Below are 25,372 nucleotides of genomic sequence, written 5' to 3'. Positions count from 1 at the left end.
CGCAGCATAACCAAGCAAAGTTTTTTATTGTGTCTTCTCTTTCTGATACTGAATTACAGCAACTAGCCAACGACATTAAGCAATGGGCTAAAGAATTTGGCTTTAGCGACTGTCGTATTGTCGATCCGGCTCTAGAGCAATATCGGGAAGAGTTTAAAGCTTGGTTAGATCAGGGCTATCACGGTGAAATGGACTACTTAGCCAATCACGCTGAGTTACGCTTTGCCCCCGCCAATTTACATGCCGGCACACAACGTGTCTTAAGCCTGAGCATGGCCTATTTGCCAGAGTCAGTAGAAACCGTTAAACGCCTGCAAACCAAGGAAAAAGGCTACATTGCCCGTTACGCCCTTGGTCGTGATTACCATAAGCTGATCCGCAAGCGCTTAACGCAGCTGTCGAAAAGAATCGAGCAAGCCATCGGCGATCATGGTTACCGCGCCTTTGTTGATAGTGCCCCCATTCTGGAGCGACAAATCGCTGAACAAGCAGGCATGGGCTGGATTGGTAAAAATACCTTATTACTTTCCCCTAAAGCCGGTAGCTGGTTCTTATTGGGGGAGATTTTTACCAACCTACCGTTACCTGTGGATAGGCCTACCCCTAAGCGCCACTGCGGCAGTTGCAGCGCCTGTTTGGATAAATGCCCTACCAATGCCTTTGTTGCTCCTTGGGTATTGGATGCCAGCAAGTGCATTTCTTATCTTACTATCGAATACGATGGCATCATTCCTGAAGAGCTACGAGCAAAAATGGGCAACCGCATTTTTGGTTGTGACGATTGCCAATTGGTCTGCCCTTGGACCAAATTTGCCAAGTACACGCAAGAAGAAGACTTTCAACCGCGCCATCATTTAGACAGTGAAGACTTACTTATCTTATTTAATTGGGATGAAGAAACCTTTTTGAAAAATACAGAAGGCTCCCCCATTCGCCGCACCGGCTATGAGAATTGGCGCCGCAATATCGCCGTCGCGTTAGGTAATGCGCCGACCCGAGTCGATATTATTGACGCCTTAGAAAACGCTAGGTCAGGAGCGTCTGCGAAACTTCTGGTGCACCTTGAGTGGGCTCTGGCTCAACATCAAGCACCTCAATAAACTCGCCATCCGCTAACTCCAATTGAGTATGTATGTGCTCCAAAGAGGCAATAATCACGCGATTTCGCCCTGAGCCCTTGGCATCATACAGGGCATCGTCAGCACGTTTTAGCAGCTGTGCTGCCGATTCTGAATCGCTTAATTGCGCCACACCGATACTAGTGGTTACCTTAATGGCTTGCTCCTCAAAGCGAGCCTTGGCTATCGTAGCACGTAGCATTTCCGCCTTTTCTTCCGCTTTGTACAAATCAAAGTAAGGCAACAATACGGCGAACTCTTCTCCGCCCCAGCGCGCTACGACCCCTTCTTCGTCCACCACACTTTGAATGAGATGCGCAGCACGCTTTAGCACCTGATCGCCAGCCTGATGTCCAAATCTATCATTAACCTTTTTAAAGTCATCCAGATCCACCAGCAAGATAGCCAGCGAGGTAGCCCTTCGTTTAGCGTGTTCAACGTGTTCTTTAAACAAAACATCGAAACGGGTGCGATTACATACTTGAGTCAAAGAATCGGTATTAGCAATAATCGACAGCTGCTTATTCAGGATCAACAACTCCTCATTGCGTTCCTCTAGCGCCGCAGTCTTAGCATAAATATGTGTTTCTAACCCTTGATTAATCTCAGCAAGCTCGGCGCGAGACTTGGCCAAGGATAAAATGACACGGTTTACGCCTGCCAGAACTTGACGATACTCACCGAATTGCCCCAGAAATGAATCCGCTTGCAAAGGCGTAGGATGACGCAGATTAACTAGACTCAACTCACGCATAAAACCATTGAACGCATTTGAGATGCCACGCTTAACAAGATACTTAAGCAACAACAGCAACAGCGTCAATTGGCAAAGCAATATTCCCAAAAATGGCAAGATATCTTGATTAAAGACTCGCTCTAATAGAGTGTCGGAAAAGGCGATAACAAGCTCGAAGGAGGAGTTTTGTACCTTATACGCAGTAAAGGTACCGGAGTCTGTCGCCGCTAACTGGTGCGCGCTAGGCCAAGCAAAAAGAACGTGTCCGTCTTCGCCTAACAGTGCAATGGCTCGTAATGACTTTTCATCTGCCTGACTGATATTGATGCCCACAGATAGCCACTCAAAGACTTTTTGCATGTCGTCTGGCGTTTGCTCTAGAGCCGCTACAATAGCACTTTGCAACTGCTCCACCACATCGTTGCGATGCTGTTCAGCATGATGACTAGACCAAGCCCAAAACACCAATAACACGATAGTAGCCATAGCAATATAACAGGCTATTACCTTAGTTAAGATAAATTGAACCGCACTTCTACGAGGCACCACGTTAAACCCTTATAAATCCATGCCAGCGCCCTAAGGCCCAGCGTTAATAAGAATTACCAACTAGTTCAGGTATTAATTTTGATAATGAAAGACGAGCAAAATTAACATAAACAAAACAAAATACACCATAGAGCTACATTAAATTACAAAACAGATTTCACCCCCCGTGAAAAGCCTTAAATCAGCTAAAATTTAGCTAAAAAACCAAACTTAATTACACTTCATTACAAAGCTAATATCTCGTCAGACGAATTAAACCTTCTTGGGCCGTAGAGGCCACAAGCGCCCCCTCTCGGTTAAAGATTTTACCGCGCACAAAGCCACGCGCACCTGAGGCCGAAGGGCTGTCCGCCACATACAACAGCCATTCATCGAGACGAAATGGGCGATGGAACCAAATCGAGTGATCGAGACTAGCGATATTGAGATTAGGGTTGCCAATGGAAATCCCATGAGGTTGTAACGCGGTTTCGAGAAAGCCATAGTCGGTGGTATACGCCAGCATAGATTGATGCACTAACTCATTGTCCGGCAATGGTGAGACACTTTTGATCCACATATGGCGAGTAGGTAAACCTGGACGCGGTCGAAACGGATTTTGATTCTCTACAATGCGATATTCGATCGGACGTTCAGCGATCAATAAACTGCGAATCTTGGCTGGAATCTCTTCCGCGTGCTTTTGAAACAGACTGAGTTCAGATTTGAAATTCTCTGGTCCTGGCACATTGGGCATGGCTTCTTGATGGGACAAACCGTCTTCAAATTTTTGAAACGAGGCAGTCATTAATAGAATCGGACCATCTTTTTGCGAAGCAATGACCCGGCGTACACTGAAGCTACCGCCATCGCGAATCACTTCCACATCGTAATCGATGGTTTGCGTCGCATCCCCTGGACGGATAAAGTAACTATGAAGAGAATGAGGCATGCGCTCATCAGGAACCGTTTGCGCTGCTGCACTGAGTGCTTGTCCAACGACTTGCCCACCAAAGACCTTGGGGAACCCTAAATCTTGACTCTTACCGACAAATTTAGTGTCAGATACCCGATTCAAAGTGAGTAAATCTATCAAATTATGTATAACACTACGCACTGCGTTTCCCCTATTTCAATAGTGGCTCTAACTGGACTCAAATATTGCGTTATTTGAGCATAACGCAAACCACAGTCAGTACAGAGTTTTTGCCTCTGTCGAGTAATTTTGCTTCTATTAGAAAATTGTAGCGAGGCCAATTCAAGTGTCAGACTCCATGCTTATCGATCCGTTTGGACGAAAAATTGATTATTTACGGATTTCAGTGACGGATCGCTGTGATTTTCGCTGTACCTACTGCATGGATGAAGATGCTACCTTTTTACCTCGTCGAGATATTCTATCGTTAGAGGAAATCGTTCAGGTCGCCACCTCTTTTGTAGAACTGGGTACGCGCAAAATTCGCATCACCGGTGGTGAGCCACTGGTGCGCAAAGACATTCTTTGGGCCCTAGAGCAAATTGCCGCACTACCTGGTTTAGACGAACTGACCATTACCACCAATGGCTCGCAACTGGAAAAGATGGGGCAGCAGTTGTTCGATGCGGGCGTTTCTCGTATCAACATCAGTCTAGACACACTAAAACGTGAGCGCTTCGAAGAACTGACCCGTCGCGACAAGCTTGAACAGGTCCTACGTGGCATCGAAACCGTCAGCGCCCTACCGTTTAAACAGCTTAAGCTGAACGCGGTGATTCTAGGCGGTCACAATGACGATGAGATCGAAGATCTAGTGGAGTACGCCTTGGCACATAAAATGGACATTAGTTTCATTGAAGAGATGCCACTAGGACAGATTAGCCACCATGATCGTGCCAAAGTCTATATTTCCAGCGATGAATTACGTGAGCGTTTGAGCCAGCGTTGGCAACTGAGCGCCAGTGAGCGTTCAACTGGCGGCCCATCACGTTACTTCAATATCGCTGGCGAAACTCAGCAAATTGGCTTTATTTCGCCACACAGTCACAACTTTTGCAGCACCTGTAACCGCGTCCGTTTGACTGCCGAAGGTCGTCTGCTAATGTGTCTGGGCAATGAACATTCAAAGGATTTGAAAGCCGTCATGCGCGCGCATCCTGAGAACGTTGAGCTACTTAAACAAACCATTATTGATTCTTTGGTGTTAAAACCAGAGAAACATCATTTCAATCTAGAAGAAGAACCACAAATCTTGCGCTTTATGAGCGCAACTGGTGGTTAATAAAGGATTTTATTATGGCTAAAACACCTTCGCCTTTTCGCCCCCTTAACATCAATGTGTTAACCGTTTCAGACACTCGTGGTCTGGCAGAAGACACCTCGGGCGAGGCATTGATCGAAATGCTCAAAGAAGCAGGCCATACTCTAAACGATCGCGCTTTGGTAAAAGACGACGTTTACGCCATGCGTGCTGTGGTATCAAACTGGATTGCCGATGAAAACGCTCACGTGGTATTGATCACGGGCGGTACCGGCTTTTATTCACGTGACAGTACCCCTGAAGCCATCATTCCACTGCTAGATAAGCAAGTTGACGGCTTTGGTGAACTATTCCGCCAAATCTCTCACCAAGAAATCGGCACTTCGACAATTCAGTCTCGTGCTTTGGCAGGCCTTGCTAACAAGACACTGATTTTCTGTCTACCTGGCTCAACGGGTGCCTGTCGTACTGCTTGGAACGGCATTATCAAAGAGCAACTAGATGCGCGCCATCGCCCATGTAACTTCGTTACCATGTTGTTAGGCCCATACCAGCCACCTGTACACGAGGTGTAATATGGCATCGTTACTGCCATTCAAAGAGGCCATTGCACACATCAAAAGCGCTCTTGAGTGCGCCACTCAAGTAGAGAGCACAACACTCGGCCAAGCCCTTGGTCGAGTGTTGGCACAAGATGTCATCTCCAACATCCAAGTACCGCCAGCGGATAACAGCGCCATGGACGGATACGCCGTGCACGTCAGTGACTTAGACAACACGGACACGCTAGCTGTTTCACAGCGTATTGCCGCAGGTTGTGCACCAGCACCATTAGCCGCGGGTTCCTGCGCCCGTATCTTTACAGGTGCGGAAATCCCTGCTGGGGCCAATGCGGTGGTGATGCAGGAAAATACCGAACTCGATGGCGATCTAGTGCGTTTTATTAACCCGGTTAAGCTAAACGACAATATTCGCCCAGCAGGGCAAGACATCGCCCGCGGCGCTACCGTTTTAGCCAAAGGCAAGCGTTTAACGGCGATTGATATCGGTGTGCTAGCCAGCATAGGCATCACCGAAGTTCAAACCTATGCGCCACTGAAGGTCGGCATTTTAACCACCGGTGATGAGTTGCAAGTCCCGGGGCAGCCCTTGGCAGCCGGTCAAATCTATAACTCAAACGGCCCATTAATCGAATCCCTGGTGATCAGTGCTGGCCATCAAGTGAGCCTGCGCAGCCATGCAATGGATTCGATTGAAGCGACCGAAGATGCCCTAAAGCACCTCAGCGAATGCTCGGATGTGATTATTTCTTCGGGTGGTGTTTCAGTGGGGGAAGAAGATCATGTCAAAGCCACAATTGAACAAAATGGTCAGCTGCATCTGTGGAAGATTGCCATTAAACCAGGCAAACCATTAGTGTTCGCAAACGTGTTTAACACGCCCTTTATTGGCTTACCAGGCAACCCCAGTTCGACCTTGGTGACCTTCCACCTGTTTGCGCGCTTAGCACTGGCCAAAGCGGCAGGCGAACAGTTGGATCTACCCGATCCGATTCCGGTGACTTGCGCCTTTGAGCGCAAGAGTAATAAATCACGGGATGAGTTTTTACGTGTGCATGTAAAACATGGGGTGGCAACGCCTCATTCGCAACAAAGCTCTGGTGCTCTGCTGGCAGCCAGCCAAACCGACGGCTACTTGCATGTGCCAGCACAGCAAGATGTTACCTTGAACAGTCAGTTCGACTTTTATCCATTCAACGGCTTCTGATTGCTGTCAGCATCGATTGACCGATAAAACGAAGGCCTAGTCATTACCCAATGCACTAGGCCTTTTTTATTTAAGCGTTAACGATCTCGGCAATCTCATCACTGCTTAAGCCAAGCAGGTATAAGATACCATCCAATCCTAACTGGCTCATCGGACATGGAGCTTGCTGGCGCACGATGGGTTTAGCATGCAAGGCCACACCAAGCGCTGCATCATTGAGCATCAACAAATCGTTGGCACCATCACCACAGGCAATGGTTTGCTCAGCTGGAACCGCATACTTTTCAGTTAAGTCTGCTAGTAGCAGTTGTTTGCGCTTCGCATCGACAATCGGGCCAACATAGTTGCCAGTCAGCTTACGATCCACGATTTCCAACACGTTAGCATGCACTTCGGTCATACCATGATCGGTTTGCACTCGATCGGCAAAGTAAGTAAAGCCGCCGGATAAGATCGCTGTTTTCCAACCAAAGTGATGCAACACCTGCATTAAGGTTCCGATGCCATCCATATGCTCGATGCGTTGGTAAACCGAATCCATCACCTCACTGCTCAAACCGTCAAGCAACGATAAGCGCTGCGTAAAGCTTTCGACAAAGTCGATTTCACCACGCATGGCACTCGCCGTCACTGCGGCAATCTGTTCACCAATACCCATTTCAACGGCTAATTCATCCATCACTTCTGCCTTGATTAAGGTAGAATCCATGTCGAACACAGCGAGACCTAGTTTGCGGATATCTGGTGTTGCCAGTTGAAGAACATGATCAATACCAGTGGAATCGGCAAGGGCTAATAACTCAGTACGCAGCGCTTCATATTTACCATCTGCAAGCGGAGTGCTAAGGTCATAACGCTGAACACAAAAGACATCTTTCTGATTGGTGAGAACTTTTCGGGAAGCCTCTAATTGTTGTGTGGCAAGCCAAGCTTGAAAGCTTGGTTCATATTGTGCGAGATGCTCGCCAATAAGGGTGATCGAAGCTGTCATAGAAACTCCTGATAATGGGGACACTTACTATATCAAATCCCCATGCTGACGCTAACCACTACAAGGCTCTAAAGAAATACTCGTTAGATCCGACAACAGATTAGAACTTGAACTAATTTCGGGTATATCAATGAGATACCCAAAACAGAACACACCAGGACGTCGATGGACACCTTAAAAAAACTCTCATCTGGCTACTACCAGCTGCTTAGAAAATGCTCGTCTGCCAGCATTTTGCTGACTTCTTATTTGGCTCTTATTTTTATCACGCTGGCAGTCGTTTGGTTTTCTGTTACCTCTGCTGTGAATAAGCACCTAAATCAGCAAACCGATGTGCTCGGTAGCAGCCTTGCCACCCAAGCAGCCTTTAACGCCAGCCAGTCGATCTTAACCAATGATTTGCTGAGTCTAAACGTACTGCTGAACCGTCTAGTGGTCAGTGACAATATTCTCAGTGCCAGGGTGTACAACAAAAAAGATGAACTGTTAGCAGAAGCCAACCGCAACGGCACACAAAGTAGCAACGAGCCAGAAATACGCCCGAGTGATACCCATCGCATCTTCAGCTCACCTATTCGTTTTCGTGACGATGTGGTGGGACATGTCCTAATCACCCTAGACAGAACTTCAGTGCAGTCCACGTTAAGTCATATCAGTAATTTGATGATTGGCTTAGGTATCTTTTTAACCGCCGTGACCAGTTTAATACTGCTGTTGATTGTACGACGCTTATTTAACCCCATCACTCGCGCCAGTGATGCTCTCCAAGCCTATACAAACGGCACTAATAACCTTCCTATGCCTGAGCGAACTTATTTAGAAGCAGATGAACTCATTGGTCATATACGCCAATTGCAAACGTTAGAATTGACCGCGCCACTAGCACGTGAGGTTGAAGTTGAGCCTGAGAAAGCGGATGAACCACCCGTTGATGAAGAAGGCCAGTTTGAAATTAACTTCGAGCAAATTATCAAGGATACTGAGCGCGAATCCTGTGCCCTCTTTATTCAACTCAAACATTTGAACGAATGGCGTGATGAATTACCGCCTCTTCAGGTTGCTAACTTATTAACACCGATTTACCGCACGATTTTCTTGGCTAGCGAATACTACAATGGCCAGGTGCATCAGTATGAAAAAGACTGCGTCTTGATGCTATTCCAAGCGAAAAACTGCGATGAAAACCTGTACATGAATGCGGCCAGCTGTGCCCAGTTGATCCAAGAGCTGTTAAAGCAGCTAATGGGCAGCAACCTTTACCATGATGTCCCCGCTATTACTTATCATATGGGCCTACACAAGGGAGACGAATCTCTGTCACGCATGTATGAAGCGGATCAAATCGATGACAGCATCTCGCCATTGATTGAAGCCGCTGATGCGCTCGCCATGTCTGAGTCAAATAATCAGCTGGTGGTCACAGAAGACATCATTACCATCCCAGAAATCCAAAACCGCATTATTTTGAGCTTGCCGGAAATCATTGAGCTTGAGCAAGGTGAAGTTCTAGCGTACGCGGTAAAAGGCTTATCAGAAAAGTATCGTGCGCGTATCAAAGAGCATATGGATGAGCTCGAGCTTGATCTAGAGCAGACCTCTGAACAAGAGACCTGATTGGAATCTAAAGCAGCCCGTCTCCAGTTATTAAACCGACAGCAACAAAAAAGCCCTAGCATTAACTAGGGCTTTTTATTCAGGCAACTGACCTACTTAGTGATCTAAATCGATCACATCCGCCAAAGACAGTCCACGGTTCTGTAATAACATTCGCAGTTTACGTAGCGCCTCGACTTGGATCTGACGCACTCGCTCGCGCGTTAGACCAATCTCAAAGCCGACATCTTCAAGAGTGCTTGGTTCGTAGCCACGCAAACCAAAACGGCGCGCGATCACTTCACATTGCTTATCGTTCAGTTCATCCAACAACTGTTCGATATTATGCTGCACATCCCCTTCTTGGCGCTCACTCTCAGGGCCTGCGTGCTGCGTATCAGCCAGCACCTCAACTAGGCTCTTGTCGTTCTCTAAACCACCTACAGGTGAATCGATTGAGCTGACACGCTCATTCAGACTCAACATACGCTGTACGTCCTCTACCGGACGATCCAGCATTTGAGCAATTTCTTCTGGGCTGGGTTCATGATCCAATTTCTGCGTTAATTCACGCGCAGCTCGAAGGTAGACATTGAGCTCCTTCACCACGTGAATTGGCAAGCGGATGGTACGCGTTTGATTCATGATGGCTCGCTCGATGGTCTGACGAATCCACCAAGTGGCGTAAGTTGAGAAGCGGAAGCCCCGCTCAGGGTCGAATTTTTCCACCGCACGAATCAGGCCTAAGTTACCTTCTTCGATCAGGTCTAACAGGGTTAAACCACGGTTTAAATAACGTCGAGAAATTTTAACCACCAAACGTAGATTACTTTCAATCATACGTTTGCGAGCAGCCTCATCCCCTTTCAGTGCAAGACGTGCAAAATACACCTCTTCCTCTGCGGTCAAAAGCGGTGAATAGCCGATTTCACTAAGATATAACTGAGTTACGTCGAGAGATTTAGCATCGCCATCTGCATAGCGTGCATTGACAGCAGACTCAAAATCCTCGTCTGTGCTGTCATCCTCTTCCACATCCTCTAAATCATCATCGAAGTCAAAATCATCAGCATTTTGAACAATATCTTCTTCTGACTTATCCATTTCTACCGATTTCATATAGCCCTCCTCAATTCCCAAATTATGATTATTATTTTTTGGGTAGCACTTTTAGTGGATCAATTGGCTGACCATCACGCCTCACCTCAAAATGCAGCAAGGGTCGCTCTGTACCTTTGCCACCAATGATGGCTAAGGAATCACCCGCTCGAACACTTTGTTTTTCCTTTACTAGGATACGATCATTGTAAGCATAAGCACTAAGATACACGTCGTTATGTTTCACTATGACTAAATTACCATAACCAATCAAGCCATTGCCTGCATACACAACGACACCATCTGCGGCTGCTTTCACATGCTCGGCATCCTTACCTCGTATATCTATACCTTTACTACTAACGCCCGCGTTTGAAAAGCCTTTTGTAACAGAACCTATCACCGGCCAATGCCAAGACGAGACATTTTTGTCAGGCACATTTACAGTCGACACAGGCTTTGAGGGGGTATTCACTTTTGCCGTGGTGTTTTTTGTTACCGGTGCAGCAGGTCGTTTAGGGGTCGCAATTGTTGTAGATTGTGCAACCTTTTGAGGTGCACCGGTTAAGCGAATCTTTTGATTAGGATAAATTGTATAAGGGGCTGGAATGCCATTAATACTCGCTACATTGCGGTAATCTAAACCGTATGAAAAAGCGATAGAAAACAAGGTGTCGCCGGACTTCACTCGATGAATACCGGAACTCGGAATTGAGTTGGTTTTGGGGCTAGAGTTATAAGCCCCCTTTTCATAATAGTGAAAGCTATCGTAGGCACAACCAGTCACAAATACGCACACAAACACAGCACCACTGATACTCCTTGTCAGTGATGCCATGGAATTGGTAAATGTTCTCAGTTGACCTACCTTTAACATTCGAAGGGTCCCTTTTTTTACACTTCTCTTACTTTATCGCCCAAGCGTAGGTTTTTTGTAAGAGAGATGTAATGTGCACCATAAACGAGTGCTCCTCCTAAAAAGATCAAAGCGCATGGAATCAGTAAACCACTAATAAATTCGTAATTGGCCATATGCCATGGCAACAATAAGTGCTCTTCACTTGGTATGCGCTTATGACCCACTTCAATATAAGACAGAGCTTCTTTCCAAGGCCACACCTTCACTAAAGCTCCCATCATAATGCCCGTCAAAAGCGCTAACGTAACCGATTTGGCATGTAATAATAGCCAATTCAATAACTTAGAAAAACTTAGCAGACCAATGAGTGCACCCAACGCAAACACAGCAATGACGATCACATTCAAATCTTTCACTGCCGAAATCACAAAGCCGTACATACCCATCATCAGCAAAATAAAACTGCCGGAAATACCGGGTAAAATCATCGCACAAATAGCAATCATGCCTGAAATAAACACCATCCCAAGCCCTGTATCCACTTGTGTTGGCACCAACATGGATAAGGCTGCGCCAACAAAGATACCAAACAGCATGACAATCCCATGGACCAATCTAAAGCGCTTCATTTCATGGATCAAAATATAGGCTGACGCTAGGATCAAACCAAAAAAGAAACTCCATAGCCAAACAGGGTAATCCTGCAGCAAGCTGGTGATCAGGCTAGCAATAGCAAAAATACTGGTGGCAATCCCTAACAATAATGTCAAAAGAAAAGCCCCATCAAAATGCTGCCATAGGCCTTTTACATCACCTTTGCAAAGCATCTTTAAACTTTTGCCATTGACGCCACTTAAGGCTGCAATCAAGCGGTCATAAATGCCCACAATAAAGGCCATGGTGCCACCGGATACCCCCGGCACCACATCGGCAGCGCCCATCAACACACCACTTAAATAAATTTTGAGCCACTTAGGCATCGACTTTTCCTTCTAATAACGGCACAAACTGAGCCGGAGCTGACTCTAAACGCTTCCACTTATCGCCGACTCGACGCCAACAGCCAATCGAAGGCACCTCATCCGCAATCGGCATGATCAATACGCCGTCTTCTTTTAACATGTCCGTTAACGCGGCCGGTACCTTACTGGCCATAGCCGTGACAATAATCGCATCCATCTGTACTTTCTGCGGCCAACCTAAATGACCATCGCCATGTAAGAACTCAACATTATTAATCTGCATATTACGCAGGCGCTCTTGGGCTTGGACATACAGGCTTTGTTGGCGTTCAATAGTGTGCACCTTATTAAAAAAGTGCGCTAACAAACAGGTTTGATAACCCGACCCAGTACCAATTTCCAGTACTCGACCTAAGCGTGAATACTGCAATAACCAGGACGTCATCTTTGCCACGGTTAATGGCTGACTGATGGTCTGATTTCGTCCGATCGGTAACGGCGTCGGACTGTAAGCAAGATGCGAAAACGCTGGTTCTACAAACTCATGGCGCGGCAAATTGGCCATCAGTTCCAACAATTCTTTATGGCTAACCCCTTCACTAACCAAATGCTCTAACATCTGGCTAGAACGAGGTGATGAGCGTTTTATAAGGTCATCCAATGCGATGCTCATGGTGTTAAATCATTCACCCACTGATGTAGTTGATGTAACGCCGAATGGCAGGTCATATCCGTGTGAATCGGTGTAATAGACACATAGCCATTGGCCACTGCGTAAAAGTCGGTATCGTCCGCCGCATCATGAGGCTCCGCTAAAGCGCCAATCCAATAGCACTCCAACCCTTTGGGATGATTCGCCGGAATCGCAGGATGCGCCTGATGGCGGTAACCTAAACGCGTCACTTTCATTCCTTTAAGATCGGCAAACGGTACATCTGGCACATTGATATTCAACAGCACCTTGGGTGGCAATGACAAGGTATGCGCATCGCGTAACAGCTGCGCCACCACCTTAGCAGCGGTCTCAAAATGGCGATTGCCGACCAAAGAAACGGCAACCGCTGGCCGCCCTAAATGGCGCGCTTCCATCGCCGCGGCAACGGTACCTGAGTAAATCACGTCATCACCCAAGTTCGGGCCATGGTTAATCCCCGAGATCACCGCATCAAACTTACCGTCGATGACTTCTGACAAAGCCAAGTTGACACAATCGGTTGGTGTGCCGTCCACTTTATACTGTCTTTCACGGACTAAGATTGGTCGTAGTGGGCGCGTCAAGGTCAGAGAATTACTGGCGCCACTGCGATCACGATCAGGTGCCACCAAGGTACATTCAAAATCGTTTGCTAGGTGTTGAGCTAGCGTTTGGATACCTTGAGCATCCAAACCATCATCATTCGCTAAAAGTAATCTCATTATGTTTTTCTTGGGATTTGTCATTAATATTAAACAATTCGCGTAATACGCTGGTGGCAAACGCACCTTTCGGCAAATCAAATTGCAAGACGAGCTGATCCGCTTCACCCTGCTTGGATAGCAATTCCCAGGCCATATTATTGGGCACAATACGGGTCGCTCGGCTATCCCGCGCAAAACCAAAAGTAATCAAGCCATCCAGCAGATCACCATGATCTGCATACAGTGCCTGCATCGCTTGGCCGCGCTCAGGATTAGTCCCCATCGGCCATCCATCACTAATGAGCGGCAAGACCGGAGAAATATCACCATTGCGATGACGTACTAATTGATCAAGGGATAACTCTTTAATACGGAACGATTGTGCGCCGTCTCTTGGCTGGGCAATGTCACCCACGCTTAATACGTCCCAACTGCCCTGCTCAACAAAGCTTGATAGGGCTTCATTAAAGAACCATGAACGGATCGCAGATAACCAGAAAGACTGCGTTTTATTAAGTTTGTGGGTGCCTTTACGTCCAGGCATAACAAACTCATAACCATTGACCAAGTTATTGCCTTGGATACCAAAACGCTGCTCACCATAGTAGTTCGGCACCCCAAAACGCTCAATCAAGCTTAGGCGTTGCTCGACTTCGGCACGGTCCCCTTGCAGATTGCGTAGCCGCAAGACAAAGCGGTTGCCCTGCAAGCCACCGGTACGAAGCTTTTTCGAATGGCGAGTTTGGCGTAACACGCGCACCATTTCCGGCTCACGAAACACCTGTTCAATCTGAGCAAGGTCTGGCGCTTGACCGATAATATGTAAGCAGAACCATTGACGCGTACAAGCATGACGATCTTTCACGCCAGCGTAGGTGACGCGACTGGGCGAAATATCCGCCGCCTGTGCCAAGCGCTTAGCCAGATAATCGGTATTCACCCCTTGCTTTTCGACCCAAAGGTAAACGAATTCACCTTTGCCCTCTGGCTCAAAGCCCAGCACTTCTTCGACAAGGAAGTCACTGGCAAAGGTTTTTAAATCCGCGCTAACTTGTGGTGCCGTCCAAGCATATTGCCACTGTGTATTCATGCATTGTCTCGATACAGTAGCGCTACCGCTTCAACCGCGATACCTTCTTTACGTCCAGTAAAACCCAGCTTCTCAGTGGTGGTTGCTTTGACATTGGTGGCATCCATATCGATCTCTAGATCAGCCGCGATGTTAGCGCGCATGGCATCGATATGTGGGCGCATTTTCGGCGCTTGGGCGATGATGGTCACATCCACATTGCCCACGCGCCAACCCAGTTTTTTCACCTCGGCAAAGGCCTGGCGCAATAAGCCACGGCTATCCGCTCCGGCAAACGCCGCATCCGTATCGGGAAAGTGTTTGCCGATATCGCCCAAAGCAGCAGCGCCCAGTAAAGCATCCGTTAACGCATGCAAGGCTACGTCGCCGTCTGAATGCGCGACAAGACCTTTTTCATAAGGAATGCTCACGCCACCGATAACAATATGATCCCCTTCACCAAACTTGTGGACATCAAAGCCATGACCAACTCGAAATGGAAACATGGTGTTCTCCTATTTATTCTGTGCTTGATGAATGCTTAATAGCGCTTGGGCGATCACTAAATCTTCTGGCACGGTAATCTTTAAGTTACTGGACTCGCCTTCAATCAGATCCGGTTGCCAACCGATCAACTCCATCGCCGAGCTTTCATCGGTAATGGCAATACCTTCTTCCAGCGCACTCGCAATACCTTGATAAAGCGCCATCAAGGGGAATTTTTGTGGTGTTTGGGCTTGCCAAATGACACTGCGATCCACGGTCGCTGTAGAACGTTGTTCTTCCGCCAACTTGAGCGTGTCTTTACAAGGAATCGCCAGCAAGGCACCTTGCTCACCAGTGTGCGCCATAATGCGAGTTAGTGCCGCTTCGGTCACGAGCGGTCGCGCTGCATCGTGCACCAACACCGAATCTTCGTCCGCCACACCAATCGCCATCAAAACCTGTAGACCGTTCAGCACAGTTTCCGAGCGCTCATCACCGCCATCAAAACGTACTACTTGTGGATTACCGGCCCACTCTGAGTGTTGCCAGTATTCGTCTTCTGGGCTCACGCCCACGGCAATCCCCGCAATTTGTGGGTGTTCAAGAAACTTCTCAATGGTGGTATCAAGAATGGTTTTGCCATTCAGCATAAGATATTGCTTAGGCTGTGCGCTGGCCATGCGTTTACCCACGCCAGCGGCTGGAATAATCACCCAAAACTGTGTCATTACTTTTCTACTATTCGATAAAAGACTTCGCCGTCTTTAATGTATTGGAGTTCGGTCCGAACATGCTCTTCAATGGCATCTTCACCACGGCGCAGATCGCTGATTTGTGCTCGCAGCGCGTCATTGCGCACCTTTAAGCGCTTGTTGATTTGCTCTTGATATTCGATCTGTTTGGCAAGCTCTTCTTCGCGTTTCACGCCTTGCTCCCCCCAGTAAACCTGGAAAAAGAAATAGCCGGACACGCTGACGAAGACCGCTAGGAAAATACGCAACATCATGTTGGAAGATTCAGACTCTGGACAAATGAATGTCCATTATTTCGCGAAATGGGAGAAAAAAAAATAGAAAAGGGAGAACGAATGTTCTCCCTTTGATAAAGAGACCGAAAATTATGCTTGGCCTTTGATCTCAGAACGACCTTTGTAGGGTGCTTTGCCGCCCAATTGTTCTTCAATACGTAGCAATTGGTTGTACTTAGACACACGGTCAGAACGACATAGAGAACCCGTTTTGATTTGGCCCGCTGCCGTACCCACTGCTAGATCAGCAATAGTCGCATCTTCTGTTTCACCAGAACGGTGAGAGATCACCGCAGTGTAACCTGCAGCTTTCGCCATCTTGATCGCTTCAAGGGTTTCCGTTAGGGAACCGATTTGGTTGAATTTGATCAGGATAGAGTTAGCAATACCTTCGTCGATACCACGCTTCAGGATCTTAGTGTTGGTTACGAATAGGTCGTCACCCACAAGTTGGATCTTGTCGCCAAGGATCTTAGTTTGGTACGCAAAGCCCGCCCAGTCAGACTCGTCTTGACCGTCTTCGATCGAAACGATTGGGTACTCTTCACAAAGCTCAGCAAGGTAATCAGAGAATTCTTCTGATGTGAACACTTTGCCTTCGCCTTTCATGTTGTACTTGCCGTCTTCGTAGAACTCAGACGATGCACAGTCCATCGCTAGGGTAATGTCTGTACCTAGCTCGTAGCCTGCTGCTGCAACCGCTTCTTTGATTACTGCTAGTGCTTCAGCGTTAGACGCTAGGTTAGGCGCGAAACCACCCTCATCACCTACTGCTGTGTTCAAACCACGTGCACTTAGTACTTTCTTAAGTGCGTGGAAGATTTCGGCACCGTAACGTAGCGCTTCACGGAAGTTCGGCGCACCAACTGGCTGAATCATGAACTCTTGGATATCAACGTTGTTATCCGCGTGCTCACCACCGTTGATGATGTTCATCATTGGAACTGGCATAGAGTAAACGCCAGGTGTGCCATTGATGTCAGCAATGTGTGCGTACAGAGGCACTTTCTTAGATACCGCAGCGGCTTTTGCTGCTGCCAAAGAAACCGCTAGGATCGCGTTCGCACCAAATTGAGATTTGTTCTCTGTGCCATCAAGATCGATCATGATCTGATCAAGCTCAGCTTGCGCTGTTGCATCTTTGCCTAGTAGCGCTTCACGGATTGGACCGTTTACCGCTGCAACTGCTTTCAATACACCTTTGCCTAGGTAACGGCTCTTATCGCCATCACGCAGTTCTAAAGCTTCACGAGAACCGGTAGAGGCACCAGAAGGTGCACACGCTGAACCAAACGAGCCATCCGCAAGGATTACGTCAGCTTCCACAGTTGGGTTACCACGTGAATCCAGAACTTCTCTGGCTTTGATATCAACGATTTGACTCATAACAAACCCCTTTTCGTAGATGAATAATTCACAAACATCTGTTTGTTAAATCTATTTTTCTTTTCCTGCATATTTCAGCGCCGCGTGAACGAAGGCGCTAAACAGGCCGTGACCATATCGAGGCGTCGAAGTAAATTCTGGGTGGAACTGACACGCTACAAACCAAGGATGGTCAGCAATTTCCACCATTTCTACTAGCGAGTTATCAGCAGACAAACCTGAAATAGTTAGACCGGCTTGTTTTAGTGCTGGCACATAGTAGTTGTTTACTTCGTAACGATGACGGTGACGCTCACTGATGACATCTTGGCCGTACGCAGCGTGAGCTTTTGTACCTGGTACCAAGTTACAGTTTTGCGCGCCTAGGCGCATCGTACCACCTAGATCGGATTCCTCTGACCGAATCTCTTTGGAACCTTCAGAGTTAACCCATTCAGTAATAAGGCCAACCACAGGGTTCTCTGTTTTTAAGTTAAACTCAGTGCTGTGCGCACCAGTTAGATTTGCTACGTTACGAGCAAATTCGATTACCGCTACTTGCATACCTAGACAGATACCCAAGTAAGGGATTTTGTTTTCACGGGCGTATTGCGCCGTACGGATCTTACCTTCCACACCACGCTCGCCGAAGCCGCCAGGTACTAGGATCGCATCCATACCTTCTAGCACGTCAGTGCCTTCTTCTTCGATTTTTTCAGAGTCGATGTAGTGTAATTTGACTTTGGTGCGAGCATGAATGCCGGCATGATCCATCGCTTCGATCAACGACTTGTAGGCATCCAACAGCTCCATGTATTTACCCACCATGGCGATGTTAACTTGTTTCTCTGGGTTCAGTTTCGCTTGCGCAACCTTGTTCCAGATTTCCAAGTCAGCCATGTTGCAGTCTAGGTTGAAGCGCTGCACGATCAGGCTATCCAGACCTTGGTCGGCTAACATTTGAGGAATACGGTAGATAGTGTCTGCATCTGGCAGAGAAATGACTGCGCGCTCGTCCACGTTCGTGAATAGGGCGATTTTTTTACGCTCAGGCGCTTCGATAGACACTTCAGAACGACATACTAGGATGTCAGGCTGAATACCGATTGAACGAAGCTCTTTCACAGAGTGTTGTGTTGGTTTCGTTTTGGTTTCGCCTGCCGTACGGATGTAAGGCACTAGCGTTAGGTGCATGAACAAGGCACGGTGTGATCCTAGTTCAACTTTTAGCTGACGTACTGCTTCTAAGAATGGTTGTGATTCGATATCACCTACCGTACCACCGATTTCAACTAGAGCAACGTCGGCACCTTCAGCACCTTTAAGAACACGGCGTTTGATTTCGTCAGTGATGTGCGGGATCACCTGAACCGTACCACCTAGGTAGTCACCACGACGTTCTTTTTGTAGAACGTGCTGGTATACGCGGCCAGATGTGAAGTTGTTAAGCTTAGTCATCTTAGTATCGATGAAACGCTCGTAGTGACCTAAGTCTAGGTCTGTCTCAGCACCGTCTTCGGTTACGAAAACCTCACCGTGCTGGAATGGGCTCATTGTGCCTGGGTCAACGTTGATGTATGGATCCAGTTTAAGCATGGTGACTTTCAGACCACGGGATTCTAGGATCGCCGCTAATGAAGCTGATGCCAATCCTTTACCAAGTGATGAAACCACGCCGCCTGTGACGAAAATATATCGTGTCGCCATGTGTGTTAAGCCCGCCTTAAATGTGTATGATCGAAATGAGAAAAGGCACTTAAAAAAGCACCTTAGGACGGGAGCAAATAATAGCATCAGACCCCCTTTCACTCAACGTAAAAGGGCACAAGATTTGCGTCTTTTCTAAGCGTTTTCTAGCAACAGCACACAAATACTCAGTTAACACCTTGATCTAGATATCTAACACCAAGCAATCACTGCGTGATCGAGAACAGCAAGGCATGATCAAATTGTTCGCACGGCGCTCGTCATTGGAGAGGAATGTATCTCTGTGATCCGGCACACCTTCGAGCACCCGTGTCATACAGGTACCACACCAGCCTTCTTCACAAGAGATCGGAATATCAATGCCATTGATTTCTAGAGCTTGCGTGATACTCAGCCCAGCCTCGACATCAAACACCTCACCCGTGCTGGCGACCTTGACTTGAAACGCCTCCCGCGGCGCATTATCCATTTCCGGCGAACGCATACCGTTAAAGAACTCGCGATGCAGTTTGACTTCGGGCCAACCCAATTCAAGGGCGCAATCAATCACTTCGTGAATGTAATCATTTGGCCCACACACATAGATATCACGCTTATCAGGCAGAGACTTGAGCAAGGCGCGAATATCGGCTCGTTTGCCTTCTAGTTGAGTAAAATGAAACTTAACCCTATCGGCAAAAGGAGCTTGCGTCAGCATGTTATAGAAAGCCGCTTGTCGGGCATTTTTCGCAGAATAATGTAACTGAAAGTCAGCGCCACTTTTGGCCAACATCTGCGCCATGGGGATCAACGGCGTGACACCAATGCCTGCCGCCATCAGTAAAGCCGAAGCTCGTGGATTTTTTAGTAGAAAATGATTCTGCGGCAGTTTGGCCTGCAACTTGTCGCCGACTTTTAAACGATGCAGTTCTGCTGAACCACCACGGGATTTTGCATCCCGCAACACCGCAATCTCATACTCTTTGCCAGAAGTTGGCAGGCGGCACAAAGAATACTGACGCAATTTACCACTCGGTAATTGCAGTTCAATGTGCGCCCCTGCCTGATAAATCGGTAAAGCACCGCCGTCGGCCTTCACCAATTCAAGTCGAATCACATTATCGGTTTCTTGGGTAATGTGCTTCACCACCAAATCCAACATCACTGCCTTCACTCGATATCCCTTCACTGCTCTGTGTCGTTACGCCTAATATAATAGACTCGCAATACAGAAGATACTTACCAGATAGAGCTATCGACTAATGTTTAAACGGATCACCTAAGGGCACTTCCAACACATTACTTCCCCCCACTGGCTGACCCACCATTTCGTCATAAGCACTTTGATGACACAAGACCATTTCATCGACATGCTTATGATCAAACATATGCTGCAAATCGAGCTTGTTATGACTGGTTAAGAAACGCCCTTTTTGGTCGGTAATATAATGCTCTTCACCGTTGGCAATGATCGAAAGTTGGTACAAGTTTGACTCAAGAGAATGAATACAGACTTTCTCAATCGTCGATATTTTTGCTAGCTCGGACACTGTCATTTCGCTACTCTCCTATCGTTAACCCTGTGTTATACGCCACCATAACTCAGTCGGATGAAAACCTTTAAAGATGACCCAAGCAGAACTTTTTAAGCAGCTCGATCAATCTTTGAAATACCAAGCGGTGTTACAAAAGGTTGAGCAACTTGTCAGCCAACACACTACGCGCCTAATCATCGGCATTGCTGGATTACCTGGCTCCGGAAAATCCACTTTAGCGGATTACATTGCCAATCGTCTTAATCAGCAATATCCAGCACAGGTTGCCAGCGTGAGTATGGATGGCTTTCATTATAGTAAAGCCCAGCTAAATCGCTTTGCCGATCCTCAGGCTGCACTAGATCGCCGCGGCGCTCCTTGGACCTTTGACAGTCAAAATTTCTGTGAGCATCTGGCTAAATTTAAACAATACCCTGAACAGGTGTTGTCTTGGCCAAGCTTTGATCATGCCCATGGCGACCCGATTGAAGACGACATTGAAATCCCCACTACCACCAAGGTGCTGATCGTAGAGGGCCTGTATGTGCTACACAAAGAGCATGGCTTTGAAAACGCACAAACGTGGCTAGATGAAAGTTGGTTCCTTGACCTAGATATCAAGGAGGCTCTGCGGCAATTGGCCCAGCGTCATCAGCAAGCATGGGGCATGAGTGAAACACAAGCGTGGCAACGCATTGAGCAGAATGATGCGTTAAACGCTCAAATCGCGGACCAAAGCAAACGCTTCGCCGATCATATCATTAGCGTGAGATGATCGATTTTGACAGCAATATCGCCACAATTTTACATGGAATCTCGTTGGGGATCGGACTATCGTCTAAAGACTTTTATGCTCTGGCGTAACGCGCCAACGTTTATCACCGTCCCAATTATAACAAAAAGGAAGACAAGCTTATGACCGCGTTTTTACCGTATAAGAGAACCCTCATTGCCACGACCATCGCTCTATCTGCTATGCAGCTTCAGGCAGCAGGCTTCCAGCTTAACGCCCAATCTGCTACAGGTCTGGGCCGAGCCTATTCCGGTGACGCAGCCATAGGCGATAACGCTTCCGTGATCGCTCGTAACCCCGCCGCTATGTCCCTATTCGATAAACCTGCGCTGTCGATTGGTGTTGAAACCATCACCACCGATATCAAGGTCAAAGACGCCAGCTACACCAACAATTTGACCGCTAGCAGCGCGACAGCTAATTCCAATGATATTGGTGATACGTCTGTAGTGCCGAATTTTTACTATGTTCACCCGGTCAATGACAGATTCGCTTGGGGGGTAAACGCCTACTCCAACTTCGGCACCAAAACCAACTTTGGTGATAATTACGCCGGCTATGAGTACGGTGGCAAAACCGATGTGGCCAGCGCCAACCTTGGTATTGTCGGCTCCTACAAGATGACAGAGCAGTTAACCTTAGGCGCAGGTATCGATGCGGTTTATGGCGAAGGCACCTTTACTCGTCCCGCAAATCCTGTGATTTCAGGCGTTTACGGTGTCGATAATTTACTTGAGATTAAGGCTGACGGTTGGGGCTTTGGTTACAACCTTGGTTTACTGTTTGAGGTAGACGATAACAACCGTTTTGGCTTGGACTATCATTTTAGTCCAGACATTGATGCTGACGGTGAGGTGTATCGCTTTGGGGCCACGCCAACTAAGCAGGCCGACACAGTCATCATGCCTCTGCCGGATATTGCCGAATTCTCCGGTTACCATCGCTTAGCACCAGAGTACGCGATTCACTACAGCGTGCAGTTTATTCGCTGGTCGGAGTTTAAAACCTTAAGCGCCGATAACGCCGGCTTGATTAACACTTATAACTGGCAAGATGCATGGCACTACTCAATTGGTGGCACCTATTATATGAATGATAACTGGGAGTTGCGTGCTGGCTATATGTACGACACCAGCGCTCAAGCAGATAGACGTTCGATCTCGGTTCCAGACTCAGACCGTCAATGGCTATCCGCTGGCTTCAGCTACAAGTTTGATGGCATGAGCAATATCGACTTTGGCGCCACTTATTTAATGGGCAAAGACGTTTCGGTATCCGAAAGCAACAGCGCCTCCAGTATTGCCGGCACCACCCACGCCGACGCTTTGTTATTCGGCCTTCAATACAGTCGCACTTTCTAAACACTTGCTTATAGCAAAATGCCCAGCTCAACGCTGGGCATTTTTATTTAAGTCAGAAATTCATCGGCCAAACCAAGCAAGCGTTACGCTGCCATTGAACTTGCCCAGACCAATCAGGATGTCGCCAAAGATTACCAATTGCTACCAACTCTCCCTTAGCAAAAATATAAGGCAGTTGCTCACGCCACCAACTGGGAATTTGCTGATCTTGCAGCCATTTTTTTAGTGAACGATGTTTACCATTCGGCAGGCACAATTGAACACCTTCAGGGCGAGGCCTTAACTGAACGTCTTGATCACAGTAAACACGATCAAAGCCTCGTTCTAGCCACTCACCAGCACAAAGGTCTTGCTCGACCACGATTTGCTCTTTCGGTAGCACATACATCGCCTCTTTAAAACGTACTAAGCGATACTCTCGGCCGCGGTATTCTGGCTGCTTGTCTTGCGTACTAAAGAACATTTCAACTAGGGCCAATTGCTGCGCCTGAGTCAGGGAAATCCCTTGCAGATTCAAAAAAGCCGACAACCAGAAGCCTCGTTCTGTCTCAGGCAATAAAGACAACAGTAGAGCACCGTCTGGATTGAGATAGGTTGACAGGGCATCTTCTACCAGCCGCTCTAATACGCGACTTTCCGTTTGGATACGCTCAGCGCTTTGGGCCATTTGCTTAGCAATATTAGGGCTATTTTCCTGCCAAGGAGCTAATACTTGATGACGTAAGAAATTACGTCGAAAGCGCACATCTTGGTTGGACTCATCCTCTACCCAGCTTAATGAATGCTGCTGCGCATAAGCTTCTATTTCAGCCCTCGAAGTTTTCAGTAATGGCCGGAAAATAGTTGCAGAGCCCAATGAGCGAGTTTCGGGAATCCCCTGCACCCCACGCCAGCCACAACCGCGCTCTAAGCGAAATAGCAGCGTCTCGGCCTGATCATTGGCATGATGACCTTGAACAAGCACATCTCCTGCTTGGAGGTAGGCTTCAAACACTTGATAGCGTTTTTGTCGTGCCTGATCCTCAATCGAACCCGCCTGTTCGATCTGTACCCGTTTACCATAAAACGGCACATCATAGACTTGGCAAGTGACTTGGCAGTGCTGTAACCACTCATCAGCATAAGTACTTAAGCCATGATGAATATGCAATGCTGCCAATCGCTGACGAACAGAGGTTGGCGCCTGATGGGTAAGCAAATGCAGTAATACCATCGAATCCATGCCGCCACTGAGTGCCAGCCACACCTTGCCCTGCTCACCAAGCAAGCCTTCTAAACGTTGCCAATCAATGATCATCATGCGGATTTCTCTGAAACATTCGCCATCGTAGAAAACAGAAAAGGCGCCGAAGCGCCTTTAGAAGCATAAACCGGATGGCTTACAGAGCAAACAGATGGTGTTTTTTCTTACCTAGTTTCACTAGGAAGTATTTACCGTAGTAGCCGTTCTCCGCTTTGAAAATGTCTGCTGCGGCCATGTTATCATCCATGCCTTTTGCGACACCGTTTACAAACACAGAGTTACGCTGTAGCGCATCTTTGACTTGCTTACCGCTTGCGGCAAGACCTGCGTCCGCTAGTAGTGTCGTTAGTGGTGTTTCAGCAAGATCGATACCTGCTAGAGAGCTGCTTGGTAGGCCGTCTAGTTGGATTTGCTCTAGATCCTGTTCGCTTAGCTGGTCGGTTTCACCGCTGAACAGAGCTTGGGTAATACGCTCTGCTGCCGCTAGACCTTCTTCACCGTGCACTAGGCGCGTCGCTTCACGAGCAAGGATAGCCTGTGCTTGTGGCTTGCCACCGTTTTCTTGGTCTGCTTTTTCAATCGCTTCAATTTCTTCAACAGACAAGAAAGTGAAGAACTTCAAGAACTTGTAAACGTCTGCGTCTGCAGTACCCAACCAGAATTGGTAGAACGAGTACTGACTCGTCTTCTTAGGATCCAACCAAACTGCACCAGATTCCGTCTTACCAAACTTAGTACCATCGGATTTTGTCACTAGTGGAACCGTTAGACCGAAAACTTGTGCTTGGTTTTGACGACGAGAAAGATCGATACCACCAACGATGTTACCCCATTGGTCACTACCACCTACCTGAAGCGTACAGTCGTATTGACGGTTCAGCTCAGCGAAGTCCATACCTTGTAGCAAGGCGTAAGAGAATTCCGTGAAAGAGATACCAGCACCTTCGCGGTTTAGACGCTGCTGTACTGACTCTTTGTTGATCATGGCATTGACAGAGAAGTGCTTACCGATTTCACGTAGGAATTCGATCACATTCATGTTGCCAGTCCAATCTAGGTTATTCACCACGCGCGCTGGGTTATCAACACCTTCAAATGCAACAAACTGGCTTACTTGGCCTTTGATTTTATCCGCCCAGCCAGCAACCACATCCGCTGTATTCAAAGAGCGCTCTGCCGCTTTGAAGCTTGGGTCGCCGATCATACCGGTAGCGCCACCCACTAGCGCGATCGGATTATGACCTGCATCTTGGCAACGCTTAAGAACCAATAGCGGTACTAGGTGACCTAGGTGTAAACTGTCCGCGGTTGGATCGAAGCCACAATACAAAGTACGACGACCGGATGACAAGTGAGCGCGAAGCTCCTCTTCTGCTGTCATTTGAGCGATAAGCCCACGAGCTTGTAAGTCAGCTAATAGGTCGATGTTTTGTTGTGTCATTTTACGATCCAAATCCTAATTGAGTGAAAATAAATTGGCGTTCAATTATAGCCACTTAGTTGATAGGATTACACGGCTT

25 protein-coding genes are annotated in these 25,372 nt (G+C 47.5%); 7 read left to right on the top strand and 18 right to left on the bottom strand.

The features are described from left to right. Positions 1-29: 29 nt before the first annotated feature. A complete protein-coding gene (queG, locus tag ACOSVP_RS02005; protein ID WP_487345838.1) occupies positions 30-1,100 on the top strand; it encodes a tRNA epoxyqueuosine(34) reductase QueG in 1,071 nt (356 codons plus the stop codon). Here queG and ACOSVP_RS02000 read toward each other — a convergent pair. Together ACOSVP_RS02000 and ACOSVP_RS01995 are read right to left on the bottom strand one after the other, a co-directional pair. Beyond that, positions 1,027-2,340, bottom strand: a complete 1,314-nt coding sequence (locus tag ACOSVP_RS02000; protein ID WP_487345837.1) for a GGDEF domain-containing protein — start codon at positions 2,338-2,340, stop codon at positions 1,027-1,029. The two genes, queG and ACOSVP_RS02000, sit on opposite strands and share 74 nt — an antisense overlap. Before the next feature lie 295 nt (positions 2,341-2,635). Next, positions 2,636-3,460, bottom strand: coding sequence for an acyl-CoA thioesterase domain-containing protein (locus ACOSVP_RS01995; protein WP_487345836.1), 825 nt, complete (start codon positions 3,458-3,460; stop codon positions 2,636-2,638). Positions 3,461-3,656: 196 nt separating this feature from the next. On the opposite strand from ACOSVP_RS01995, the gene moaA reads away from it, so the two are divergent. Genes moaA through ACOSVP_RS01980 form a run of 3 tightly spaced genes read left to right on the top strand, consistent with a single transcriptional unit; the run spans position 3,657 to position 6,386 of the window. After that, on the top strand, positions 3,657-4,640 hold the full coding sequence (gene moaA / locus ACOSVP_RS01990; protein ID WP_487345835.1) for a GTP 3',8-cyclase MoaA: 984 nt from the start codon (positions 3,657-3,659) through the stop codon (positions 4,638-4,640). A 14-nt stretch (positions 4,641-4,654) separates the two neighbouring features. Continuing rightward, the gene (moaB, locus tag ACOSVP_RS01985) at positions 4,655-5,194 is read left to right on the top strand and encodes a molybdenum cofactor biosynthesis protein B (RefSeq protein WP_487345834.1); all 540 of its coding nucleotides are present in this window, start codon (positions 4,655-4,657) and stop codon (positions 5,192-5,194) included. Position 5,195: 1 nt separating this feature from the next. Beyond that, a complete protein-coding gene (locus ACOSVP_RS01980) occupies positions 5,196-6,386 on the top strand; it encodes a molybdopterin molybdotransferase MoeA (protein ID WP_487345833.1) in 1,191 nt (396 codons plus the stop codon). Positions 6,387-6,456: 70 nt separating this feature from the next. Here ACOSVP_RS01980 and serB read toward each other — a convergent pair whose 3' ends face one another. Beyond that, positions 6,457-7,377 (bottom strand): phosphoserine phosphatase SerB, encoded by a 921-nt coding sequence (gene serB / locus ACOSVP_RS01975; RefSeq protein WP_487345832.1) that lies wholly within the window; start codon positions 7,375-7,377, stop codon positions 6,457-6,459. A 165-nt stretch (positions 7,378-7,542) separates the two neighbouring features. On the opposite strand from serB, the gene ACOSVP_RS01970 reads away from it, so the two are divergent. Beyond that, positions 7,543-8,991: an AhpA/YtjB family protein gene (locus ACOSVP_RS01970; RefSeq protein WP_487345831.1), complete on the top strand. Its 1,449-nt coding sequence runs from the start codon at positions 7,543-7,545 to the stop codon at positions 8,989-8,991. A gap of 96 nt (positions 8,992-9,087) precedes the next feature. On the opposite strand, the gene rpoS is transcribed toward ACOSVP_RS01970, so the two are convergent. The 13 genes from rpoS to ACOSVP_RS01905 all read right to left on the bottom strand — a co-directional run bounded on the left by rpoS (position 9,088) and on the right by ACOSVP_RS01905 (position 20,476). After that, positions 9,088-10,089 (bottom strand): RNA polymerase sigma factor RpoS, encoded by a 1,002-nt coding sequence (gene rpoS / locus ACOSVP_RS01965; RefSeq protein WP_487345830.1) that lies wholly within the window; start codon positions 10,087-10,089, stop codon positions 9,088-9,090. A 31-nt stretch (positions 10,090-10,120) separates the two neighbouring features. Further along, complete coding sequence (locus ACOSVP_RS01960; RefSeq protein WP_487345829.1) at positions 10,121-10,945, bottom strand: peptidoglycan DD-metalloendopeptidase family protein; 825 nt, start codon at positions 10,943-10,945, stop codon at positions 10,121-10,123. Positions 10,946-10,962: 17 nt separating this feature from the next. Next, positions 10,963-11,907, bottom strand: a complete 945-nt coding sequence (locus ACOSVP_RS01955) for a DUF368 domain-containing protein (protein WP_487345828.1) — start codon at positions 11,905-11,907, stop codon at positions 10,963-10,965. Continuing rightward, positions 11,900-12,562, bottom strand: coding sequence for a protein-L-isoaspartate(D-aspartate) O-methyltransferase (locus ACOSVP_RS01950; RefSeq protein WP_487345827.1), 663 nt, complete (start codon positions 12,560-12,562; stop codon positions 11,900-11,902). The genes ACOSVP_RS01955 and ACOSVP_RS01950 overlap by 8 nt, the downstream gene beginning before the upstream one ends. Then, positions 12,559-13,305 carry a 5'/3'-nucleotidase SurE gene (gene surE, locus ACOSVP_RS01945; protein WP_487345826.1) on the bottom strand — a complete coding sequence of 249 codons (747 nt, stop codon included), beginning with the start codon at positions 13,303-13,305 and terminating at the stop codon, positions 12,559-12,561. Before surE ends, ACOSVP_RS01950 begins: the two co-directional genes overlap by 4 nt. Then, positions 13,283-14,377: a tRNA pseudouridine(13) synthase TruD gene (gene truD, locus ACOSVP_RS01940; protein WP_487345825.1), complete on the bottom strand. Its 1,095-nt coding sequence runs from the start codon at positions 14,375-14,377 to the stop codon at positions 13,283-13,285. Before truD ends, surE begins: the two co-directional genes overlap by 23 nt. After that, entirely contained in the window at positions 14,374-14,862 is a 489-nt protein-coding gene (gene ispF, locus ACOSVP_RS01935; RefSeq protein WP_487345824.1) for a 2-C-methyl-D-erythritol 2,4-cyclodiphosphate synthase, read from the bottom strand. Before ispF ends, truD begins: the two co-directional genes overlap by 4 nt. A gap of 9 nt (positions 14,863-14,871) precedes the next feature. Further along, complete coding sequence (ispD, locus tag ACOSVP_RS01930) at positions 14,872-15,570, bottom strand: 2-C-methyl-D-erythritol 4-phosphate cytidylyltransferase (RefSeq protein ID WP_487345823.1); 699 nt, start codon at positions 15,568-15,570, stop codon at positions 14,872-14,874. Then, positions 15,570-15,848 carry a septum formation initiator family protein gene (locus tag ACOSVP_RS01925; protein ID WP_487345822.1) on the bottom strand — a complete coding sequence of 93 codons (279 nt, stop codon included), beginning with the start codon at positions 15,846-15,848 and terminating at the stop codon, positions 15,570-15,572. The genes ispD and ACOSVP_RS01925 overlap by 1 nt, the downstream gene beginning before the upstream one ends. A 111-nt stretch (positions 15,849-15,959) precedes the next feature. Beyond that, the gene (gene eno / locus ACOSVP_RS01920; RefSeq protein WP_487345821.1) at positions 15,960-17,255 is read right to left on the bottom strand and encodes a phosphopyruvate hydratase; all 1,296 of its coding nucleotides are present in this window, start codon (positions 17,253-17,255) and stop codon (positions 15,960-15,962) included. A gap of 51 nt (positions 17,256-17,306) precedes the next feature. Next, on the bottom strand, positions 17,307-18,941 hold the full coding sequence (gene pyrG, locus ACOSVP_RS01915; RefSeq protein ID WP_487345820.1) for a CTP synthase: 1,635 nt from the start codon (positions 18,939-18,941) through the stop codon (positions 17,307-17,309). Between the two features lie 184 nt (positions 18,942-19,125). After that, on the bottom strand, positions 19,126-20,094 hold the full coding sequence (locus ACOSVP_RS01910; RefSeq protein ID WP_487345819.1) for a PDR/VanB family oxidoreductase: 969 nt from the start codon (positions 20,092-20,094) through the stop codon (positions 19,126-19,128). An 85-nt stretch (positions 20,095-20,179) separates the two neighbouring features. Next, positions 20,180-20,476, bottom strand: a complete 297-nt coding sequence (locus ACOSVP_RS01905) for a DUF6482 family protein (protein ID WP_487345818.1) — start codon at positions 20,474-20,476, stop codon at positions 20,180-20,182. Between the two features lie 70 nt (positions 20,477-20,546). Here ACOSVP_RS01905 and ACOSVP_RS01900 point away from each other — a divergent pair, with 70 nt between their 5' ends. Further along, complete coding sequence (locus ACOSVP_RS01900; protein ID WP_487345817.1) at positions 20,547-21,230, top strand: nucleoside/nucleotide kinase family protein; 684 nt, start codon at positions 20,547-20,549, stop codon at positions 21,228-21,230. A 140-nt stretch (positions 21,231-21,370) separates the two neighbouring features. Then, complete coding sequence (locus ACOSVP_RS01895) at positions 21,371-22,609, top strand: outer membrane protein transport protein (protein ID WP_487345816.1); 1,239 nt, start codon at positions 21,371-21,373, stop codon at positions 22,607-22,609. Positions 22,610-22,661: 52 nt separating this feature from the next. Here ACOSVP_RS01895 and tilS read toward each other — a convergent pair whose 3' ends face one another. Next, positions 22,662-23,909 (bottom strand): tRNA lysidine(34) synthetase TilS, encoded by a 1,248-nt coding sequence (gene tilS / locus ACOSVP_RS01890; protein ID WP_487345815.1) that lies wholly within the window; start codon positions 23,907-23,909, stop codon positions 22,662-22,664. A 79-nt stretch (positions 23,910-23,988) separates the two neighbouring features. Further along, a complete protein-coding gene (tyrS, locus tag ACOSVP_RS01885) occupies positions 23,989-25,293 on the bottom strand; it encodes a tyrosine--tRNA ligase (RefSeq protein ID WP_487345814.1) in 1,305 nt (434 codons plus the stop codon). Positions 25,294-25,372 lie beyond the last annotated feature (79 nt).

The organism is Marinomonas sp. HM11-D (genome assembly GCF_057626615.1).
The sequence above is the reverse complement of the archived record's forward strand: the minus strand, read 5'-3'. Positions and strand labels throughout refer to the sequence as shown.